This window comes from Enterobacter sp. BNK-16, from assembly GCF_048684955.1.
Classification (GTDB): domain Bacteria; phylum Pseudomonadota; class Gammaproteobacteria; order Enterobacterales; family Enterobacteriaceae; genus Enterobacter; species Enterobacter bugandensis.
The window spans coordinates 999,453-1,018,992 of the sequence record NZ_JBLQTQ010000001.1; the positions used below are offsets into that span (position 1 = coordinate 999,453).

Consider the following 19,540-nt stretch of genomic DNA (forward strand, 5'->3'; position numbering starts at 1 on the left):
GTTGTTAATCCATTCGTTAAAAAAATGATTCAGCACACCGTGCGCGACTGATGCAAAAACGCGCTTTATGGCGCGAAAACGCTCATTTTATTGACACAGACCACACATTTTAATTTCGATATTTCTCGTTTTTGCTCGTTAACGATAAATTAACACTATGTCTACAGGGCATCGTGGCTGTCACGGGCGGCCACGCTAACAATAAACATCAATTTCTTCAGGATTCCGATTATGAGTCAGACATCAACCTTAAAAGGCCAGTGCATTGCCGAGTTCCTTGGTACCGGGTTGTTGATATTCTTCGGAGTGGGCTGTGTCGCTGCACTGAAAGTGGCGGGTGCCAGTTTTGGTCAGTGGGAAATCAGTATCATCTGGGGTCTGGGCGTGGCGATGGCCATCTACCTGACTGCAGGGGTCTCTGGCGCACATCTTAACCCGGCGGTGACTATCGCACTGTGGCTGTTCGCGTGCTTCGACGGACGCAAAGTTGTTCCCTTCATTATTTCTCAATTTGCCGGCGCGTTTTGCGCAGCGGCGTTAGTTTACGGGCTTTATTACAATCTTTTCATCGACTTCGAACAGACGCATCATATGGTGCGCGGCAGCGTCGAAAGTCTGGATCTGGCAGGCATCTTCTCAACCTACCCTAACCCGCATATCAATTTTGTGCAGGCGTTCGCAGTTGAAATGGTGATTACCGCTATTCTGATGGGCGTCATTATGGCTTTGGGCGATGATGGTAACGGCATTCCGCGTGGCCCGCTGGCGCCATTGCTGATTGGCCTGCTGATCGCTGTCATCGGTGCGTCCATGGGGCCGTTAACAGGGTTTGCGATGAACCCGGCGCGTGACCTGGGTCCAAAAACCTTCGCCTTCTTTGCAGGATGGGGCGACGTGGCTTTCACCGGCGGCAAAGATATTCCTTACTTCCTGGTACCGCTGTTCGGACCAGTCGTAGGGGCGGCACTGGGTGCATTTGGCTATCGCAAATTAATTGGTCGCCACTTACCGTGCGACACCTGTGTGGAAGAGGAGAAGGAAACGACTTCTACCGCACAACAAAAAGCTTCGCTGTAATCTGACTACGGGACACATACCATGACCGAAAAAAAATATATCGTTGCGCTCGACCAGGGCACTACCAGCTCCCGCGCTGTCGTAATGGATCATGACGCGAATATCGTCAGCGTGTCACAGCGCGAATTTGAGCAAATTTATCCTCGTCCAGGCTGGGTAGAACACGACCCGATGGAGATCTGGGCGTCACAAAGCTCCACGCTGGTGGAAGTGCTGGCGAAAGCCGACATCAGTTCCGACGAAATCGCCGCGATTGGTATCACCAACCAGCGTGAAACCACCGTGGTGTGGGAACGCGAAACCGGTAAGCCTATTTACAACGCCATCGTCTGGCAGTGCCGCCGTACGTCAGAGATCTGCGAACAGCTTAAGCGTGACGGGATGGAAGAGTACGTGCGTAGCGCCACCGGCCTGGTGGTTGACCCGTACTTCTCCGGCACTAAAGTGAAGTGGATCCTCGACCACGTGGAAGGTTCACGCGAGCGTGCAAAACGCGGCGAGCTGCTGTTCGGTACCGTTGATACCTGGCTTATCTGGAAGATGACTCAGGGACGTGTCCACGTTACTGACTACACTAACGCCTCGCGCACCATGCTGTTCAACATCAACACCCTGGAGTGGGATGACAAGATGCTGGACGCGCTGGATATTCCGCGCGCGATGCTGCCTGAAGTGCGTAAGTCGTCTGAAGTCTACGGCCAGACCAACATCGGCGGTAAAGGCGGCACCCGTATTCCTATCGCCGGAATCGCCGGTGACCAGCAGGCGGCGCTGTTCGGCCAGCTGTGCGTCAAGGAAGGGATGGCGAAGAACACCTACGGCACCGGCTGCTTTATGCTGATGAACACCGGCGAGAAAGCGGTGAAATCAGAAAACGGCCTGCTGACCACCATCGCCTGCGGCCCACGCGGCGAGGTGAACTATGCCCTGGAAGGTGCGGTGTTTATGGCGGGCGCATCTATTCAGTGGCTGCGCGACGAGATGAAGCTGATCAGCGATGCGTTTGACTCCGAGTACTTCGCGACCAAAGTGAAAGACACCAACGGCGTGTACGTGGTGCCCGCGTTTACCGGTCTGGGCGCACCGTACTGGGACCCGTATGCCCGCGGCGCAATTTTCGGCCTGACGCGCGGAGTGAACTCAAACCACATCATTCGTGCGACCCTGGAATCCATCGCCTACCAGACGCGTGACGTGCTGGAAGCGATGCAGGCAGACTCCGGCATTCGTTTGCACGCCCTGCGCGTGGACGGTGGCGCGGTGGCCAACAACTTCCTGATGCAGTTCCAGTCCGACATTCTGGGCACCCGCGTTGAGCGCCCTGAAGTACGTGAAGTGACGGCACTGGGCGCGGCGTATCTTGCGGGTCTCGCGGTAGGCTTCTGGCAGAACCTGGACGAGCTGCAGGAGAAAGCGGTCATCGAACGCGAATTCCGCCCTGGCATCGAAACCACCGAGCGCAACTACCGCTACAGCGGCTGGAAGAAAGCGGTGAAACGCGCCCTGGCGTGGGAAGAGCACGAAGAGTAAGCCTATATTCCCTCTCCCCTAGGGAGAGGGTTAGGGTGAGGGGCTCCAACCGCACCGGTCCCCTCACCCCTCCCCACTCTGTGATAAACTTCGTGCAATTCCTTTTGATTGTACGAGTCCCTCATGAAACGTGAACTTGCTATCGAGTTTTCCCGCGTCACCGAAGCAGCCGCCCTTGCAGGCTATAAATGGCTGGGTCGTGGCGACAAAAATACCGCAGACGGCGCGGCCGTCCACGCCATGCGCATTGTGCTTAACCAGGTCAACATCGACGGCACTATTGTCATCGGTGAAGGCGAGATCGACGAAGCGCCGATGCTCTACATCGGTGAAAAGGTCGGGACCGGCAAAGGCGATGCGGTGGATATCGCGGTGGACCCGATCGAAGGCACGCGCATGACGGCGATGGGCCAGGCCAACGCCCTGGCGGTGCTGGCCGTGGGCGATAAAGGCTGCTTCCTCAACGCGCCAGACATGTACATGGAAAAGCTGATTGTCGGCCCTGGTGCGAAAGGCGCAATCGATCTCAGCCTGCCGCTGGACGCCAACCTGCGCAATATCGCGGCGGCGCTGGCTAAACCGCTCAACGAACTCACCGTGACCATTCTGGCCAAACCGCGCCACGACGCCACCATCTCTTATCTGCAGGCACTCGGCGTGCGCGTGTTTGCCATTCCGGATGGCGACGTTGCCGCGTCTATTCTGACCTGCATGCCGGACAGCGAAGTCGACGTGCTTTACGGCATCGGCGGCGCGCCGGAAGGCGTGGTCTCTGCGGCGGTGATCCGCGCACTGGACGGCGATATGCAGGCGCGCCTTCTGCCGCGCCATGAGGTGAAAGGCGACAGCGACGAAAACCGTCGTATCGGTGAGGACGAGCTGGCGCGCTGCGCAGCGATGGGCATCGAAGCCAATAAAGTACTGGCGCTGAACGACATGGCGCGCAGCGATAACGTCGTCTTCTCTGCAACCGGCATCACCAAAGGCGATCTGCTGGACGGCATCACCCGCAAGGGCAACATGGCGACCACCGAAACGCTGCTGATCCGCGGTAAATCGCGCACCATCCGACGCATTCAGTCCATTCACTATCTCGACCGTAAAGACCCGGACGTGCAGACCCACATTCTGTAAAACCGTTTGATCGATAGAGCTTTCCGGCCCGAAGGGGCTGGAAATGTTTCCCACAAGTACGGAAGATAGAACAGAGAAACTGCACAGGAGAAGATCATGGCGGACTGGGTAACAGGTAAAGTCACAAAGATAGAATTCTGGACCGATGCGCTATTTAGTCTCACCCTGCATGCTCCCGTTCACCCGTTTAAGGCCGGGCAATTTGCCAAGCTGGGGCTGGATGTCGACGGCGAGCGCGTGCAGCGCGCCTACTCTTACGTTAACGCGCCGGATAACCCGGACCTCGAGTTCTATCTGGTCACCGTTCCTGACGGTAAGCTCAGCCCGCGCCTTGCCGCCCTTAAGCCCGGCGACGATGTGCAGATTGTGAGCGAAGCGGCAGGCTTCTTTGTGCTCGAAGAGATCCCTGACTGTGACACGCTCTGGATGCTGGCAACCGGCACGGCCATCGGTCCGTATCTCTCTATCTTGCAGTACGGTAAGGATCTGGAGCGCTTCAAAAACATCGTGCTGGTGCACGCCGCGCGCTATGCCGCAGATTTAAGCTATCTCCCGCAGATGCAGGCGCTGGAACAGCAGTACGGCGGAAAGTTAAAGATTCAGACGGTAGTCAGCCGCGAAACCGTAGCAGGAGCGCTTACCGGTCGCGTACCGGCGTTAATTGAGAGCGGCGCACTGGAAGACGCGGTGGGTTTACCGATGACGGCCGAAACCAGCCACGTCATGCTGTGCGGTAACCCGCAGATGGTCCGGGACACGCAGCAGCTTCTGAAGGATACCCGGCAGATGACGAAACATCTTCGCCGCCGGCCGGGCCATATGACCGCCGAACACTACTGGTGATCAGCGGTATTTCACCTCGACGGTATCTTTACCGTATTTATTTTCGCTCTGGGTGCCGATAAACGCGCCCAGATCGACAATCATCATCACGAAGATGACCGACGGCAGCAGCCTGCCCACGACCCACGGCAGGATGGAAGGCAGCATCGCCCAGTTCCCTGCCACCAGCATCCACGCCAGTATGATCAAAAATGCCCACGCGCCGGAGCGGCCGCGATCGTGCAGGCGTTTCACCACGACGGCCGCCGTTGGCCATAGCAGGCAGACCAGTGCAAATGCCGCCGTTTGCGTGCTCAGCCAGGCGTTATAAGCAACGAAAAAAAGAAGCAGCATGGCGACGACCCACGTCACCATCCAGACCCAGAAATCACGGCGTCCAATACGCCCTTTGAATGAAAACAGCCACTGCTGTATGGTCATGTAAGGTTCCTTATTATCGTTTAGCCCGCATTTTACCCTGGAGTTGTGACCTTTTGACAAGCCGACCAGATATCGTTTTAATCATGAGCACTTACGGCCAGGTGCAATGTTGATGAAAAATTCGGCACATTCTCTTTTCCTGTGTTTAGCGATGCTCGGCGCGGGTTTTCCGCTGCATGCCGCCAACACCGCGGCCCCCACCACTGCGCCGTATTTGCTGGCGGGCGCACCGTCTTTCGATCAGTCCATCAGCCAGTTTCGCGAAGCTTTCAATCAGGCCAACCCAGGGCTGCCGCTGGATGAGTTTCGCGCCATTGATAGCTCGCGCGATACCCCTACACTGACCCGTGCAGCGAGCAAGATTAACGAGAATTTGTATGCTTCCACGGCGCTGGAGCGCGGTACGTTAAAAATCAAAAGCATGCAAATCACCTGGCTGCCGATTCAGGGGCCAGAGCAGAAAGCGGCTAAATCGAAGGCGCTTGATTACATGAGCGCGGTGCTGCAGGCGTTTACGCCTGCGCTGACGAAAAAGCAGAGCCAGCAAAAGCTACAAAAGCTGCTGGCCGCCGGTAAAAACAAGCGGTACTACGCCACAACCGAAGGCGCGATTCGCTATGTAGTGGCGGATAACGGCGAAAAAGGACTGACCTTCGCCGTTGAACCGATTAAGCTGGCGCTATCTGACACCCTTGGCGGGGCCAATTAATGACAAAAAGCAAAGCCTTTCGAGGGAAAATCTCTATACTGATTCACAGACCATGCTGCCCGACAGGGCGGCCATATTCCTTAATTCGCTTATTTAGCGTGGAGAATTGAAATGCGACATCCTTTAGTGATGGGTAACTGGAAACTGAACGGCAGCCGCCACATGGTAAACGAACTGGTTGCAAACCTGCGTAAAGAGCTGGCTGGCGTGACCGGCTGCGCGGTTGCTATCGCTCCGCCGGATATGTACCTGGATCTGGCTAAACGTGCCGCTGACGGCAGCCACATCGTGCTGGGCGCGCAGAACGTTGACGTTAACCTGTCTGGCGCGTTCACCGGTGAAACTTCCGCTGAAATGCTGAAAGATATCGGCGCGAAATACATCATCATCGGCCACTCCGAGCGTCGCGCCTACCACAAAGAATCTGACGAGTTCATCGCGAAGAAATTTGCCGTGCTGAAAGAGCAGGGTCTGATCCCGGTTCTGTGCATCGGTGAAACCGAAGCGGAAAACGAAGCGGGCAAAACCGAAGAAGTGTGTGCACGTCAGATCGACGCCGTGCTGAAAACGCAGGGCGCGGCAGCGTTCGAAGGCGCGGTTATCGCTTACGAGCCAGTCTGGGCGATCGGTACCGGCAAATCTGCTACCCCTGCGCAGGCTCAGGCAGTTCACAAATTCATCCGTGACCACATTGCTAAAGCCGACGCGAAAGTGGCTGAGCAAGTGATCATCCAGTACGGCGGCTCCGTAAACGCCTCCAACGCTGCTGAGCTGTTCACCCAGCCAGATATCGATGGCGCGCTGGTTGGCGGTGCATCCCTGAAAGCGGACGCTTTCGCGGTGATCGTTAAAGCGGCAGAAGCGGCTAAACAGGCGTAATGGCCTTTGTGGCGGGTGGCGCTTGCGCTTACCCGCCGCTACAAACGCCCTAACACGCTAAACCACAGATAATCCAGCGGCAGCAGCACCAGATACGTCGCAATCGCCAGCGCCAGGCAGAGCACCATCCCCGCCCTTGCAGGCACCTTTCCTAGCCCCATCGCCACCACAATCGGCGACGCCTGATACGGCAGTAGCGGCGTGGAATAGCCCAGTACCTGAATCATGATCACCGACAGCAGCGGGAAACCGGTCGCATCCGAGAAGCTCTGCGCCAGCGTGGTGTACAGCGCCGGAACGCCGTTGGCAGTCATAATGAAGTTGAGTGCCGTAGTAATTCCGGTTAGCGCCAGGAAGCTGGTGAATGGTTTGTCCGCATCCAGCGGCATTATGCGCAGCAGCGCCTCGCCTACGGCCGCTCCGATACCCGTTTGCGTCACGACGATCGCCAGCCCGAGAATACCCGCAACGTAAATGCAGGTGCGCATATTTACCCCCGCCGAGAACTCCTCGCCGGTGATAAAACCAATGCGCGGCAGCATAACGATAATCGAGGCCGCCAGCCCCGTCCACGCCGGCCCCACGCCGTGCCAGCTCTCCGTCACCCACATCATCAGTACCACCACCAGCAGCCAGGCGAGTCGTTTTTCGTCACGCCCCATCGGTTCAGACAGCGTGAAATCCTTCGCCGGTTTCGGGCTGCCGGGGAACAGCCAGCAGATGAGGCCAATCAGAATCAGGCCTTTGAGAATACCGAGCACCGGCGTGTGCAGCAGCAGATACGGGACATAGTTCAGGTGAATGCCGTACGAGCCTTCCGCCGCGCCGCTCATGACCAGGTTAGGCACGTTGGCGGGCAGAATGGTGGCCGAGAGCTGGAAGGTACCGAAGCCGACTGCCAGCGCAAGGCCGAACCAGGCGCGGGAGCCGTCGGCGATACCGGCGCGTTTCGCCATCGCCGCGACAATGGGCATCAGCAGCGCAATACGCCCCATGTTTGACGGCATCACAAACGCCAGCGCATAGCTGAGCAATACCACGCTCGCCACCATCAGCATCCAGGAGTCAGTGAGCTTTGCCGACAGCGCCCGGGCGGCCCTGTCCGCCAGGCCGGTTTTACGGATCGCCACGCCGAGCACAAAGCCGCTGAAGACCAGCCAGAAGGCCGACGAGGCAAAACCGCCAAAAATCACCTCCGGCGGGGCGATTCTGGCGGTCATCGCCGCCGTGAAAAACAACAGCGCGGTGATAAATTCCGGCAACAGCGACGTCGCCCACAGCACGATGGTGACGCCGACGATCAGCGAGGGCAGCAGCAGAGGATGCGTTAACCAGAGCGACATACCTGTCTCCTGTAGATTTTTTCAGCAAGTCTACGGTGACAGGCAGCCTGAGTAAACGCGATTTATAGTGGGGTTACTTCAGGATAGCGCATTGATGATCCTGCAATTCCTCTGCCGACGCGCGGTTAAGCGTGAGCAGGTTACGCTCGGTCGCCAGCAAAACAAACGAACCATCCGACTGCTGCGCCATCGCCAGCGCGAAGCGTCCCATATGGTCGCGCGCTTCCGGCAGCTCTTCCGCCAGCATCATAAACGGACTGCGCTGGACCAGTTCATTCTCCGTCACCCGGCGTGCGAGGTACTCATGTCCTTCCAGCCCACCCGGGAACGGTAGCCACTGGGTGCTGATGTCTCCCTGCGCCGCGTTGAGCTTCTCGCGCACGTCCGGGCGCAGGCAGGAGATATGGATATGGAAATGGTTCTGCGTGCGTCCGGTTGGTGAGTTAATCGTCAGCGAAATAGCGCTGTCCGGCACTTCAGAGCCACGCTTCAGGGTCATAAAGCTGCGCGACTGCCACGCCAGCCAGAAGAAGTTTGGCGTATGAGGCTCGGTCAGTAGCGGGCTTTCGGTGCCGTTGATGCGATACGTTGGCATCAGCAGATACTGCAGCGGCCCGTTGCGGTCCTTAAATACCACATAGCCCGCGTCAGGCTTCACCTGCGCGCAGGGTGCCGGGTTACGGTGTTGCAGCTGATTAGGCAGACACTGGTCGAGGACGATATGGCGCAACGCATTCGGATTACCCGCTTTTATCCAGTACACGCCGCCTGCGGCAAGGGCGATGACAATCAGGATCAGTAAGATAATTTTTTTCACAACGCGTTCCCTGTTTTCAATAGAGGCAAAAGAGTAACGCAAAATGATGACCAAATAAAAAACCCGGTGGATTTCTCACACCGGGTCGCCGTGTCGTTTGCTAACCGTTAGCGCTGGCTAATCTGGTCGAAGGTGCCGCCATTAGAGAAGTGCTCTTTCTGCGCTTTCGTCCAGCCGCCGAACACATCATCAATGGTGAAGAGCTTCAGTTTCGGGAATTCGCTGTCGTATTTCTTCGCGACAGCCGCATCGCGTGGACGATAGAAGTTCTTCGCCGCGATTTCCTGGCCTTCCGGCGAGTAGAGATACTTCAGGTAGGCTTCCGCCACCGCTTTGGTGCCTTTCTTATCAACGACCTTATCGACCACGGAAACGGTCGGCTCGGCGAGGATGGATTCGCTCGGAGTCACGATCTCAAACTTGTCTTTACCCAGTTCGTGGGTCGCCAGCAGGGCTTCGTTTTCCCAGGCAATAAGCACGTCGCCAATTCCGCGCTCGACGAAGGTGTTAGTGGCACCGCGCGCACCGGAGTCCAGCACTTCAACGTTTTTGTACAGGGATTTGACGAACTCCTGTGCTTTAGCCTGGTCACCGTTGTTGTGGTGCAGCGCGTAGCCCCAGGCCGCCAGGTAGTTCCAGCGTGCCCCGCCGGAGCTTTTCGGGTTCGGGGTAATCACAGAAACGCCCGGTTTGATCAGGTCGTTCCAGTCCTTAATCTGTTTCGGGTTGCCTTTACGCACCAGGAAGACGATGGTCGAGGTGTATGGCGCGGAGTTGTCCGGCAGGCGTTTGATCCAGTTTTTGTCGATACGGCCACGCTCGGCGATAGCGTCGACATCATAGGCCAGCGCCAGGGTAACCACGTCGGCTTCAATACCGTTAATCACCGATGTCGCCTGCTTACCAGAGCCACCGTGCGACTGGCGAATCACCACATTGTCGCCGGTTTCCTGCTTCCAGTGCGCCGCGAAGGCTTTGTTGTATTGATCGTACAACTCACGCGTCGGGTCGTACGACACGTTGAGAAGTTGAATGTCCTTTGCCAGCACGCTGGTCGATGCCAGCAATAATGTTAACCCCACGCCCCATTTATTCATCGCCCAGCTCTCTTGTTTAGTGTTTTGATGAATGCAGCGTGCCAGAAAGCGAATCGATGATTAAAGAATAAAAAAAGATTGGCTATAACGTGGAGGAATAAAAGCCCTCTTCAGAAAGAAGAGGGCTCGAAGGATCAGTACAGTTTTTTCGCGCAGTCCAGCCAGTCACCTTTGAACGGACGCTTCATGTTTTCAATCGCGTCGATGATGTCATGGTGAACCAGCTGTTCGTTCTGAATACCGACGCAGCGGCCACCGTGGCCCTGCAGCAGCAGCTCGATAGCGTACGCGCCCATACGGGACGCCAGAATACGGTCGTACGGGCCAGGGGAACCGCCGCGCTGGATGTGACCCAGAACGGTCGCGCGGGTTTCGCGTTTGGTTTCGGTTTCGATGTACTTCGCCAGCTCGTCAACGTCACAGATGTGCTCGGTGATAGCCACAATCGCGTGTTTCTTACCTTTCGCGATACCGGCTTTGATTTCAGCAACCAGATCTTCGCGGCTGAATTCCACTTCAGGAACCACCACAAACTCACAACCACCGGCGATAGCCGCTGCCAGGGTCAGGTCACCGCAGTAACGGCCCATCACTTCAACGATAGAGATACGCTGGTGAGAAGAAGAGGTGTCACGCAGGCGGTCAATGGCTTCCACAACGGTGCCCAGCGCGGTGAAGTAACCGATGGTGTAGTCAGTGCCTTTGATGTCGTTGTCGATGGTGCCCGGCAGGCCGATGCACGGGAAGCCCATTTCGGTCAGACGTTTTGCACCCATGTACGAGCCGTCACCGCCGATAACGACCAGCGCGTCCAGACCACGCTTTTTCATGTTCTCGATAGCCACTTCACGGATGTGTTCGTCACGGAATTCCGGGAAGCGCGCAGACCCAAGGAAGGTACCGCCACGGTTGATCATGTCAGACACGCTGTAGCGGTCGAGCTGAACCATACGGTCTTCATACAGACCCAGGTAACCATCATAGATACCAAAAACTTCCAGACCTTCCGTCAGCGCTGCACGGACAACCCCACGAATTGCCGCGTTCATGCCCGGCGCATCACCGCCGCTTGTCAACACACCGATTTTCTTAATCATGACTACCTCTGAACTTAGGAATGCAAAATTGAAATCTGTTGCCGGAAGAAACTTATCGACCAACGAATACTGCAAATAGTATATCAATCCCTTCTGGCTGAATTGATTCAGGTCAGACCAAATGGCGGTAATTTATACACAAAATGCTGGCCTGGCTCACTTTTTTACAACGAATTACGAAAGCCCAACATGTCCGGGTACAACCGAGCAGGGATCCTGGTGAATGATGACGTCTGAACCAGGAAAACGCTGCAAAATCGCCTGCTCGACCTGCTCAGCAATAACGTGAGCCTGTACCAGTGGCAGGTTGTCTTCCATTTCAATATGAATCTGAATAAAGCGGGTCGGCCCTGACTGCCGCGTTCGAAGATCGTGTGCACCGCTGACGCCGGGCCAGGAGGTCACGATAGAAAAAATTTCGTTACGTTCTGAGTCCGGAAGAGCGCGATCGAGCAGTGATTGCACCGCGTCATACCCCATCCGCAAGGCGCTATATAAAATATAGATACCAATCCCTAACGCAAACAACGCATCGGCCCGATGCCAGCCATACCAGGCCAGACCGAGCGCAATAAGAATAGCCCCATTCATCATAACATCAGATTGATAATGAAGCATATCCGCCCGTACGGCCTGACTTTGCGTTTTGCGAACGACCCAGCGCTGGAACGTTACCAGAACAAGTGTGCTTATAAGTGCAATTACAGTGACGACCACGCCAACACCGGGATTGTTCATCGGTGAAGGTGAAACCAGATGCTGAATACCGGTCAAAAACAGGAACAGTGCAGAGCCAGAAATGAACATACTTTGCGCCAGCGCCGCGAGCGATTCCGCCTTGCCGTGCCCAAACGTGTGCTCTTCATCCGCCGGCTGCAGCGAGTAGCGCACCACCAGGAGGTTGGTCAGCGAGGCGGCGATATCGACCAGTGAATCCACCAGCGCCGCCAGAATACTGACCGAGCCGGTATACCACCAGGCAAAGATTTTGATCAGCAGCAGGCCAGAGGCCATGACGGTCGCCGCAATGGCAGCCCGGCTTACCAGCCTTCCATAGGATTGATTCATAAACGCTCCTGTCATGTCATGCCGCTAGTATAACGGAAGCATGGGGAGGTAAAGGATGAATAAACGGTTAACAAATCAGAATGCGGGGCAAAAAAAAACCCCCACATCATGTGGGGGAAGACAGGGATGGTGTCTATGGCAAGGAAAACAGGGTTTACTGGTTACTACGGGTACTGCTATTGCTACTGAAAAACGTCGCTTCTGAGCTTCGCTGCATCCGTGCAACCTCACGCAGCTGGTCCATACGCTGCTGATGTTTGGCATTCAAAACCGCTTGCTGCTCGGGCGTTAGCAGGTGGAACATCTGGTTGCGGACCTTCGCCATTTCTACCTGGCGGGCAACCTGTTCCTGTGCCATTTTTTCGGCCTGAGCGCGAACAGCGCTTTCGTCAAAATTTTCTGCGGTGACAAGGCGATGCATTGTCTCCATTTCGCTAACATTAACAGGGGGCTGGTCGTGTCGTGCCCTCTGCATCAGATCTCGCATCTGTTGACGCTGATGTTCGGTTAAACTTATGCCGTCAAACATATGGCTTTGGCTGCTGTGCTGCGTTGCGCCCTCTTGCGAGGAACCGTTATCGCCGATGATAGCTACAGCAGCCTGGCTAAACGCACTGAACGCCAGCGTTGAGGCCATGACGGCAGCGGTAACTTTGCGCATCACTTGCTCCCAAAATCTTTCGTGTCGCGATTCAACGAGAGACAGTCTACGATTCAGGCTGCAAACATGCGTCAGGGGGTGTAAAACAACGTAAAGTCATGGATTAGATAGCCTTGATGTCGTAATTTCTGCCTCGGAGGTATTTAAACAATGAATAAAATCCTGTTAGTTGACGATGACCGAGAGCTCACATCCCTTTTAAAGGAGTTGCTCGACATGGAAGGTTTCAACGTCCTGGTTGCCCATGATGGCGAGCAGGCGCTGAGTCTCCTTGACGACAGCATCGATCTACTTTTGCTCGACGTAATGATGCCAAAGAAAAACGGTATTGATACGCTGAAAGAGCTTCGCCAGACACACCAGACCCCCGTTATCATGCTGACCGCCCGCGGCAGCGAGCTTGACCGCGTTCTCGGCCTTGAGCTGGGTGCGGATGACTATTTACCGAAGCCGTTCAACGACCGTGAACTGGTGGCCCGTATTCGCGCGATCCTGCGCCGTTCCCACTGGAGCGAGCAGCAGCAGAATACCGACAACAGCTCGCCAACGCTGGAAGTGGACTCCCTGAGCCTGAACCCGGGCCGTCAGGAAGCAAGCTTCGACGGCCAGACGCTCGAGCTTACCGGCACCGAGTTCACCCTGCTGTATCTACTGGCGCAACATCTTGGCCAGGTGGTATCGCGTGAACATTTAAGCCAGGAAGTGCTGGGCAAACGCCTCACGCCGTTTGACCGCGCCATCGACATGCACATCTCTAACCTGCGCCGCAAGCTGCCGGAGCGTAAAGACGGTCACCCATGGTTTAAAACCCTGCGTGGTCGCGGTTATCTGATGGTTTCTGCTTCATGATAGGCAGCTTAACCGCCCGCATCTTCGCCATCTTCTGGCTGACGCTGGCACTGGTTTTAATGCTCGTTTTGATGTTGCCAAAACTCGACTCACGCCAGATGACGGAGCTGCTCGACAGCGAGCAACGTCAGGGCGTGATGATCGAGCAGCACGTGGAAGCGGAGCTGGCAAACGATCCGCCGAACGATTTAATGTGGTGGCGCAGGCTGTTTCGCGCTATCGACAAGTGGGCGCCGCCAGGACAACGTCTTTTGCTGGTTACCAGCGAAGGCCGCGTGATTGGCGCCGATCGCAATGAAATGCAGATCATCCGCAACTTTATTGGCCAGGCGGATAACGCCGATCACCCACAGAAAAAGAAATATGGTCGGGTAGAGATGGTCGGCCCTTTCTCGGTACGGGATGGGGAAGATAACTACCAGCTCTACCTGATTCGCCCTGCGAGCAGTTCCCAGTCCGACTTCATCAACCTGCTGTTTGACCGTCCGCTTCTGCTGCTGATCGTCACGATGCTGGTCAGTTCCCCGCTGCTGTTATGGCTGGCGTGGAGCCTGGCGAAACCGGCGCGTAAGCTGAAAAACGCGGCGGACGAAGTGGCACAAGGCAATCTCAGGCAGCATCCGGAGCTGGAATCCGGGCCGCAGGAGTTCCTGGCCGCCGGCACCAGTTTTAACCAGATGGTGAGCGCGCTTGATCGGATGATGACGGCCCAGCAACGACTGCTGTCGGACATCTCACACGAACTGCGTACGCCGCTCACGCGCTTACAGCTGGGCACCGCCCTGCTGCGTCGCCGCAGCGGGGAAAGCAAAGAGCTGGAGCGTATTGAAACGGAAGCGCACCGTCTGGACAGCATGATTAACGATCTGCTGGTGATGTCGCGCAACCAGCAGAAAAACGCGCTGGTGAGCGAAACGGTGAAAGCCAATCACCTGTGGCATGAGGTGCTGGACAACGCGGCGTTCGAAGCGGAGCAGATGGGGAAATCGTTCACCGTCAACTTCCCGCCGGGCCCGTGGCCGCTGTACGGTAACCCCAACGCGCTGGAAAGCGCGCTGGAGAATATCGTGCGTAACGCCCTGCGCTACTCGCATACGAAGATTGAAGTGGCGTTCTCGGTGGATAAAGACGGGATCACCGTCATTGTCGATGACGATGGTCCAGGCGTCAGCCCGGAAGATCGCGAGCAGATTTTCCGTCCGTTCTACCGCACCGACGAAGCGCGCGACCGCGAGTCCGGCGGCACGGGGCTGGGGCTGGCGATTGTAGAAACCGCCATGCAGCAGCACCGCGGCTGGGTGAAAGCCGACGACAGCCCGCTGGGCGGGCTGCGGTTAACGCTGTGGCTACCGCTGTATAAGCGTTCGTAACGGTATGTGCCGGGTGGCGGCTTCGCCTTACCCGGCCTACTTTCTACGGAACCTATTTCCCCCACAATCTCCGCGAACTACTCTCGATCTTCCCGCTTATACGCCGCTTTTGCATCGTTCTCGTCCAACTGGTAGACAACCCCGCCGCCGACAGCAGGCGATGATACTGTTCATCGTCAAACGGCATATGCCAGGCAATCGCGCAGGCGTCGTACACCGACACCTCACTCAGGCGCGACGCGAGCTCAAGCGGCGCATCCGCCGAAACCTGTCCCGCCTGCACAACGCGGTACAGCCAGCCGGTTTTACCCGCGTTTTGCAGCTGGGCCGACATATCCTGAATCCCAAAATGGTAGTTGAGCTTGAAGCACGGCGAGCGTGGCTGCGTCACCTGAATCAGAGCATCGCCCCAGCGGTAAATATCGCCAATAAAGACGTTCTTTTCCGTCAGCCCTTCCGTTGAGAGATTTTCGCCAAACGCGGGCGCGACGAAGAGGTCCGCCTGCTCAGGAAATTCGGTTTTCCAGTACTGATAGTGCTCGCGCGGATAGTGGCACAGCGCGCGATCGGGCCCGCCGTGGATTTTCTTTTCGGCCTGCTGGTCGCCCACAAGCCCGAGCTCGGTCAGCGAAAGCTCACCGTCAACCTGCACTTTAGCGATGGCGCTCGGGCGGCTGCCGTCGTACTCCCTTACCTTGCCTGTAAACACGTTCACCGGGTAATGCATCGCTGCCTCCATTACGCAGATACAAAAAAAGCGAGTCATCAGACTCGCTTCTCACAGGCGTCAATGCAACCTTATTTTTTAGCGGCGAAACGCGCTGCTGCTTCGTCCCAGTTCACGACATCCCAGAACGCTTTGATGTAGTCAGGGCGACGGTTCTGGAACTTCAGGTAGTAAGCGTGTTCCCACACGTCCAGACCCAGGATTGGGAAACCGGATGCGCCAGAGATCGCTTCACCCATCAGCGGGGAGTCCTGGTTAGCAGTAGAAACCACTGCCAGCTTGTCACCTTTCAGAACCAGCCACGCCCAGCCAGAGCCGAAGCGGGTTGCAGCGGCTTTTTCGAATTCCGCTTTGAAGTTGTCTACGGAACCGAAGTCGCGCTCGATAGCCGCTTTCAGGTCGCCCTGCAGGGTGGTGCCGGTTTTCAGGCCTTTCCAGAACAGGCTGTGGTTAGCGTGACCGCCCGCGTTGTTACGCAGCACGGTCTTCTTGTCTGCTGGCAGCTGGTCCAGCTTGGTGATCAGCTCTTCAACAGGCAGATTAGCGAACTCTGGCAGGCTTTCCAGCGCCGCATTCGCGTTGTTCACGTAGGTCTGGTGGTGTTTAGTGTGATGGATTTCCATCGTCTGCTTGTCGAAATGCGGTTCCAGTGCGTCGTAGGCATACGGCAGGGATGGCAGTGTATAACTCATAATCCTCTCCATTATTGTCGGGCGGCACAGCTGTTAATGCCGCGTAAGCAGTTGGTTCATTATAGTTAATTAAATGATATTGAAAATGATTATCAATGCCGTAGTTTTTATAAGGTTATTCGGTTTTTGAGAAATAAAAGAATTGTGAGTCTGCTCACGCGCTTAACGTGCTGATTGCCATTCAAAACAAAAGTGCGGCAACCTTCTGAAGGTTCCTGAACAGCCTAATTTTTACACTCATCAAGTCGGGGGGAAGCCTCCGGCTATAAAAACGATGAGGACGTAAAAATGAATCATGCGATTACGATGGGTATCTTCTGGCATTTAATAGGCGCAGCCAGTGCAGCCTGTTTCTATGCCCCGTTCAAAAAGGTGAAAGGCTGGTCGTGGGAAACCATGTGGTCCGTTGGCGGTACCGTGTCCTGGCTGATTTTGCCGTGGACAATCAGCGCCATGCTGCTGCCCGATTTCTGGGGCTACTTCTCCTCCTTCAACGCCTCCACCCTGCTGCCGGTATTCCTGTTCGGCGCGATGTGGGGCATCGGCAACATCAACTACGGCCTGACCATGCGCTACCTCGGGATGTCGATGGGTATCGGCATCGCGATTGGCATTACGCTGATCGTCGGCACGCTGATGACGCCAATCCTTAACGGCCATTTCGACGTGCTGATCAACACCCAGGGCGGCCGGATGACGCTGCTGGGCGTGCTGGTGGCGGTGATCGGCGTGGGGATCGTCACCCGCGCAGGCCAGCTAAAAGAACGCAAGATGGGCATCAGGGCCGAAGAGTTCAACCTGAAGAAAGGGCTACTGCTGGCGGTGATGTGCGGGGTCTTCTCGGCGGGCATGTCGTTCGCCATGAACGCCGCCAAACCGATGCACGACGCCGCTGCGGCGCTGGGCGTTGACCCGCTGTATGTTGCCCTGCCAAGCTACGTGGTGATCATGGGCGGTGGCGCGCTGGTAAACCTCGGTTTCTGCTTCATTCGTCTGGCAAAAGTGAAGAACCTGTCGGTAAAAGCCGACTTCTCGCTGGCAAAAACGCTGATCCTCACCAACGTTCTGCTCTCCGCGCTCGGCGGCCTGATGTGGTATCTGCAATTCTTCTTCTACGCCTGGGGCCACGCCAGCATTCCGCCGCAGTACGACTACATAAGCTGGATGCTGCACATGAGCTTCTACGTGCTGTGCGGCGGTCTGGTTGGGCTGGTGCTGAAGGAGTGGAACAACGCCGGACGTCTTCCGGTTGGCGTACTGAGCCTGGGCTGCGTGGTGATTATCATTGCGGCCAATATCGTCGGCCTCGGCATGGCGAACTGATTACGCTGCTTTTCGACTGCGATGACGCCACTGAACCGGCGTCATCCCCACCTCACGGTTAAACACCACCGAAAAGTAGTTACTGTCCTCAAAGCCGCAGCGCATCGCCACTTCACTGACCATCAGCTCCGTATGCTGTAACAGATACTGGGCGTGGCAGATGCGCAGCTGGCGCAGGTAATGGTTTATCGTCATCCCCGTCTGGGTGCGGAACTGCTGGCGCAGCGCGCGCTCGCTGCACTGCTCCTGCTCGCAGAATTTTTCCAGTACGAAACTCTTGTTCAGACTGCCCGCAAGCCGGGCGATCAGCTTATCCAGCAGCGCTTCCTGCGTGGTGGCGGAGGGATTATCCGTGGCGTAACGATGACGCTTCAGGGTCATCACCAGCTGGGCAAAAAGCAGCTCCGACATCTGGTTTGCCACCGGGTCGCTCTTCTGGCTCTCCTGCTCCAGCTGGGAAATCGTCTGGCGCACCTGAGCCATGCCGCTGCTGCTTAAGCGCCAGTGCGGTTCGCCTCCGGCATTCAGAATGCCCGGAATGTTGCTCGCCCAGTCGACATTCAGTTTAAGCCTGTCAGGGCAGTAGATGACGTTCTGCAACACCAGATCGTTAACCGAGGCGTAGGCGTGTTTGTCTTCGGCGCGAATGTAAAACAGATCCCCGCGCGTGATGCGGTAGGGCCGGTCGTTGAGGACGTGAAGGCCGTTGCCGCGCCACACCAGCACTAGCTCGCAGAACTCATGGGTGTGCTCGGCAAAGACATTTTGCGGGTAACGGTCGGCCACCGCGACGGCCTGACTCGCGGAGGCAAAAAAATCATCTTTGCGAAGAATCAACTGAGCGGCCACACCACAACCTCTACGGCGAATAACCGGGCATTATTAGCTTTTTTGCGGCCTGAAAACGGTGACTGCCCTCGCGTTACTGAAGCAACGCGTCTTTCCCCTGACGAATATCGCGCGGCGACCAGCTAAATTCCCGGCGAAATAGCGTCGAAAAGTGATTACTGTCGCCGAAACCGCAGCGATAAGCAATTTCTGTAACGCTTTCGTCGGTATGCCGTAAAAGGTGACGCGCTTTGATCAGGCGCAGACGGTTAAGGTAACGCTGCGGCGTGAGCCCGGTATGCTGCTTGAGCTGACGATGCAGCGTGCGCAGCGAGAGCGAAAAGTCGTCCGCCAGCGTTTCCCAGCAGACATCTTCAGCGAAATGATCTTCCAGCCAGACCATAAGCTGGTTCAGCCGTGCGTCATTATTTTCCATCCCTTCCACCAGGCTGCTGCGGCGCAGCAGCACCAGCAGCTGCATAAACAGCAGCTCGCGGGTGGCAATCGCGTGCGTCTCCTGCCCGTCCTCGCTCTGCTCCATCTGGCTCACCAGCTGACGCACCTGCTGTAACGTGGATTGATTCACCCGCCAGTGCGACGGGTAGTGGCCGTCCTTCTCCTGCGGCAACAGCTGATTCAGTCCGGAGAGAAACTGGAACGCGTCCGGGGAACGATAGAGCACGTTGGTCAGACACAGGTTGTCGGTATGTTCATACAGGTGTCTGTCGTGGTCGCGCACGAAGCACACCGTACCGCCGCTGATGGTATACGGCTGACCGTTGAATACGTGGATGCCTGTTCCGTGCTCAACAATCACAATCTCATGAAAATCATGATGATGCTCCGGGAACGCAGCCTGAGGAAGCCGTGGCTCAATCGCGACGGGAGAAGCCCCCGAAGGAAAAAAATCGACGCTGTGCAGTACGGTCATAACGGCCCCCACCAATGAGAAAAGTTCTCAAAATAGTAATTAAGGCCCTCCACGCTCACCTTAAATTTTTGACAGTAAACCGCGCAAAAGCTGTCGATTTTTCAAGAAACAGGCGGAAAGATCGGGAAATGCGGTCAGCGTCACA

At 56.4% G+C, this 19,540-nt stretch carries 20 protein-coding genes; 9 read left to right on the forward strand and 11 right to left on the reverse strand.

Annotated elements, in window-relative coordinates; translation table 11 throughout:
* Window positions 1–231 precede the first annotated feature (231 nt).
* From ACMGGH_RS04815 to fpr, 4 genes are all read left to right on the forward strand, one after another.
* Window positions 232–1,077, forward strand: a complete 846-nt coding sequence (locus ACMGGH_RS04815; RefSeq protein ID WP_028014843.1) for an MIP/aquaporin family protein — start codon at window positions 232–234, stop codon at window positions 1,075–1,077.
* 21 nt (window positions 1,078–1,098) lie between these two features.
* Window positions 1,099–2,607 (forward strand): glycerol kinase GlpK, encoded by a 1,509-nt coding sequence (gene glpK / locus ACMGGH_RS04820; RefSeq protein WP_028014844.1) that lies wholly within the window; start codon window positions 1,099–1,101, stop codon window positions 2,605–2,607.
* Window positions 2,608–2,730: 123 nt separating this feature from the next.
* Window positions 2,731–3,741, forward strand: coding sequence for a class II fructose-bisphosphatase (glpX, locus tag ACMGGH_RS04825; protein WP_028014845.1), 1,011 nt, complete (start codon window positions 2,731–2,733; stop codon window positions 3,739–3,741).
* Window positions 3,742–3,837: 96 nt separating this feature from the next.
* Window positions 3,838–4,584, forward strand: a complete 747-nt coding sequence (gene fpr, locus ACMGGH_RS04830; RefSeq protein ID WP_047362494.1) for a ferredoxin--NADP(+) reductase — start codon at window positions 3,838–3,840, stop codon at window positions 4,582–4,584.
* On the opposite strand, the gene ACMGGH_RS04835 is transcribed toward fpr, so the two are convergent.
* Entirely contained in the window at window positions 4,585–5,004 is a 420-nt protein-coding gene (locus ACMGGH_RS04835; protein WP_028014847.1) for a DUF805 domain-containing protein, read from the reverse strand.
* Window positions 5,005–5,116: 112 nt separating this feature from the next.
* Here ACMGGH_RS04835 and ACMGGH_RS04840 point away from each other — a divergent pair, with 112 nt between their 5' ends.
* Window positions 5,117–5,713, forward strand: a complete 597-nt coding sequence (locus ACMGGH_RS04840; RefSeq protein ID WP_041911791.1) for a DUF1454 family protein — start codon at window positions 5,117–5,119, stop codon at window positions 5,711–5,713.
* A gap of 111 nt (window positions 5,714–5,824) precedes the next feature.
* Complete coding sequence (gene tpiA / locus ACMGGH_RS04845) at window positions 5,825–6,592, forward strand: triose-phosphate isomerase (RefSeq protein ID WP_232949073.1); 768 nt, start codon at window positions 5,825–5,827, stop codon at window positions 6,590–6,592.
* 38 nt (window positions 6,593–6,630) lie between these two features.
* Here tpiA and ACMGGH_RS04850 read toward each other — a convergent pair whose 3' ends face one another.
* From ACMGGH_RS04850 to cpxP, 6 genes are all read right to left on the reverse strand, one after another.
* Window positions 6,631–7,935 (reverse strand): SLC13 family permease, encoded by a 1,305-nt coding sequence (locus ACMGGH_RS04850; RefSeq protein WP_028014849.1) that lies wholly within the window; start codon window positions 7,933–7,935, stop codon window positions 6,631–6,633.
* Window positions 7,936–8,008: 73 nt separating this feature from the next.
* Entirely contained in the window at window positions 8,009–8,752 is a 744-nt protein-coding gene (locus ACMGGH_RS04855; RefSeq protein ID WP_045630631.1) for a CDP-diacylglycerol diphosphatase, read from the reverse strand.
* A gap of 107 nt (window positions 8,753–8,859) precedes the next feature.
* On the reverse strand, window positions 8,860–9,849 hold the full coding sequence (locus tag ACMGGH_RS04860) for a sulfate ABC transporter substrate-binding protein (RefSeq protein ID WP_182034777.1): 990 nt from the start codon (window positions 9,847–9,849) through the stop codon (window positions 8,860–8,862).
* Window positions 9,850–9,983: 134 nt separating this feature from the next.
* Window positions 9,984–10,946: a 6-phosphofructokinase gene (pfkA, locus tag ACMGGH_RS04865; RefSeq protein ID WP_028014852.1), complete on the reverse strand. Its 963-nt coding sequence runs from the start codon at window positions 10,944–10,946 to the stop codon at window positions 9,984–9,986.
* 174 nt (window positions 10,947–11,120) lie between these two features.
* The gene (gene fieF, locus ACMGGH_RS04870) at window positions 11,121–12,014 is read right to left on the reverse strand and encodes a CDF family cation-efflux transporter FieF (protein WP_028014853.1); all 894 of its coding nucleotides are present in this window, start codon (window positions 12,012–12,014) and stop codon (window positions 11,121–11,123) included.
* Window positions 12,015–12,168: 154 nt separating this feature from the next.
* A complete protein-coding gene (cpxP, locus tag ACMGGH_RS04875; protein ID WP_028014854.1) occupies window positions 12,169–12,675 on the reverse strand; it encodes a cell-envelope stress modulator CpxP in 507 nt (168 codons plus the stop codon).
* 150 nt (window positions 12,676–12,825) lie between these two features.
* On the opposite strand from cpxP, the gene cpxR reads away from it, so the two are divergent.
* Window positions 12,826–13,524, forward strand: coding sequence for an envelope stress response regulator transcription factor CpxR (cpxR, locus tag ACMGGH_RS04880; RefSeq protein WP_006179159.1), 699 nt, complete (start codon window positions 12,826–12,828; stop codon window positions 13,522–13,524).
* Entirely contained in the window at window positions 13,521–14,894 is a 1,374-nt protein-coding gene (gene cpxA, locus ACMGGH_RS04885; protein WP_003862003.1) for an envelope stress sensor histidine kinase CpxA, read from the forward strand. Before cpxR ends, cpxA begins: the two co-directional genes overlap by 4 nt.
* A gap of 52 nt (window positions 14,895–14,946) precedes the next feature.
* On the opposite strand, the gene yiiM is transcribed toward cpxA, so the two are convergent.
* Window positions 14,947–15,621: a 6-hydroxyaminopurine reductase gene (yiiM, locus tag ACMGGH_RS04890; RefSeq protein WP_059357409.1), complete on the reverse strand. Its 675-nt coding sequence runs from the start codon at window positions 15,619–15,621 to the stop codon at window positions 14,947–14,949.
* A 71-nt stretch (window positions 15,622–15,692) separates the two neighbouring features.
* Window positions 15,693–16,313: a superoxide dismutase [Mn] gene (gene sodA, locus ACMGGH_RS04895; RefSeq protein ID WP_003861999.1), complete on the reverse strand. Its 621-nt coding sequence runs from the start codon at window positions 16,311–16,313 to the stop codon at window positions 15,693–15,695.
* Window positions 16,314–16,601: 288 nt separating this feature from the next.
* Between sodA and rhaT the strand changes: the two genes are divergently transcribed.
* Window positions 16,602–17,636, forward strand: a complete 1,035-nt coding sequence (gene rhaT / locus ACMGGH_RS04900) for an L-rhamnose/proton symporter RhaT (RefSeq protein ID WP_420299071.1) — start codon at window positions 16,602–16,604, stop codon at window positions 17,634–17,636.
* Here rhaT and rhaR read toward each other — a convergent pair whose 3' ends face one another.
* On the reverse strand, window positions 17,637–18,485 hold the full coding sequence (gene rhaR, locus ACMGGH_RS04905; protein ID WP_028014857.1) for an HTH-type transcriptional activator RhaR: 849 nt from the start codon (window positions 18,483–18,485) through the stop codon (window positions 17,637–17,639).
* Window positions 18,486–18,558: 73 nt separating this feature from the next.
* Window positions 18,559–19,395 (reverse strand): HTH-type transcriptional activator RhaS, encoded by an 837-nt coding sequence (gene rhaS / locus ACMGGH_RS04910; protein ID WP_232949074.1) that lies wholly within the window; start codon window positions 19,393–19,395, stop codon window positions 18,559–18,561.
* Between the last annotated feature and the right edge of the window lie 145 nt (window positions 19,396–19,540).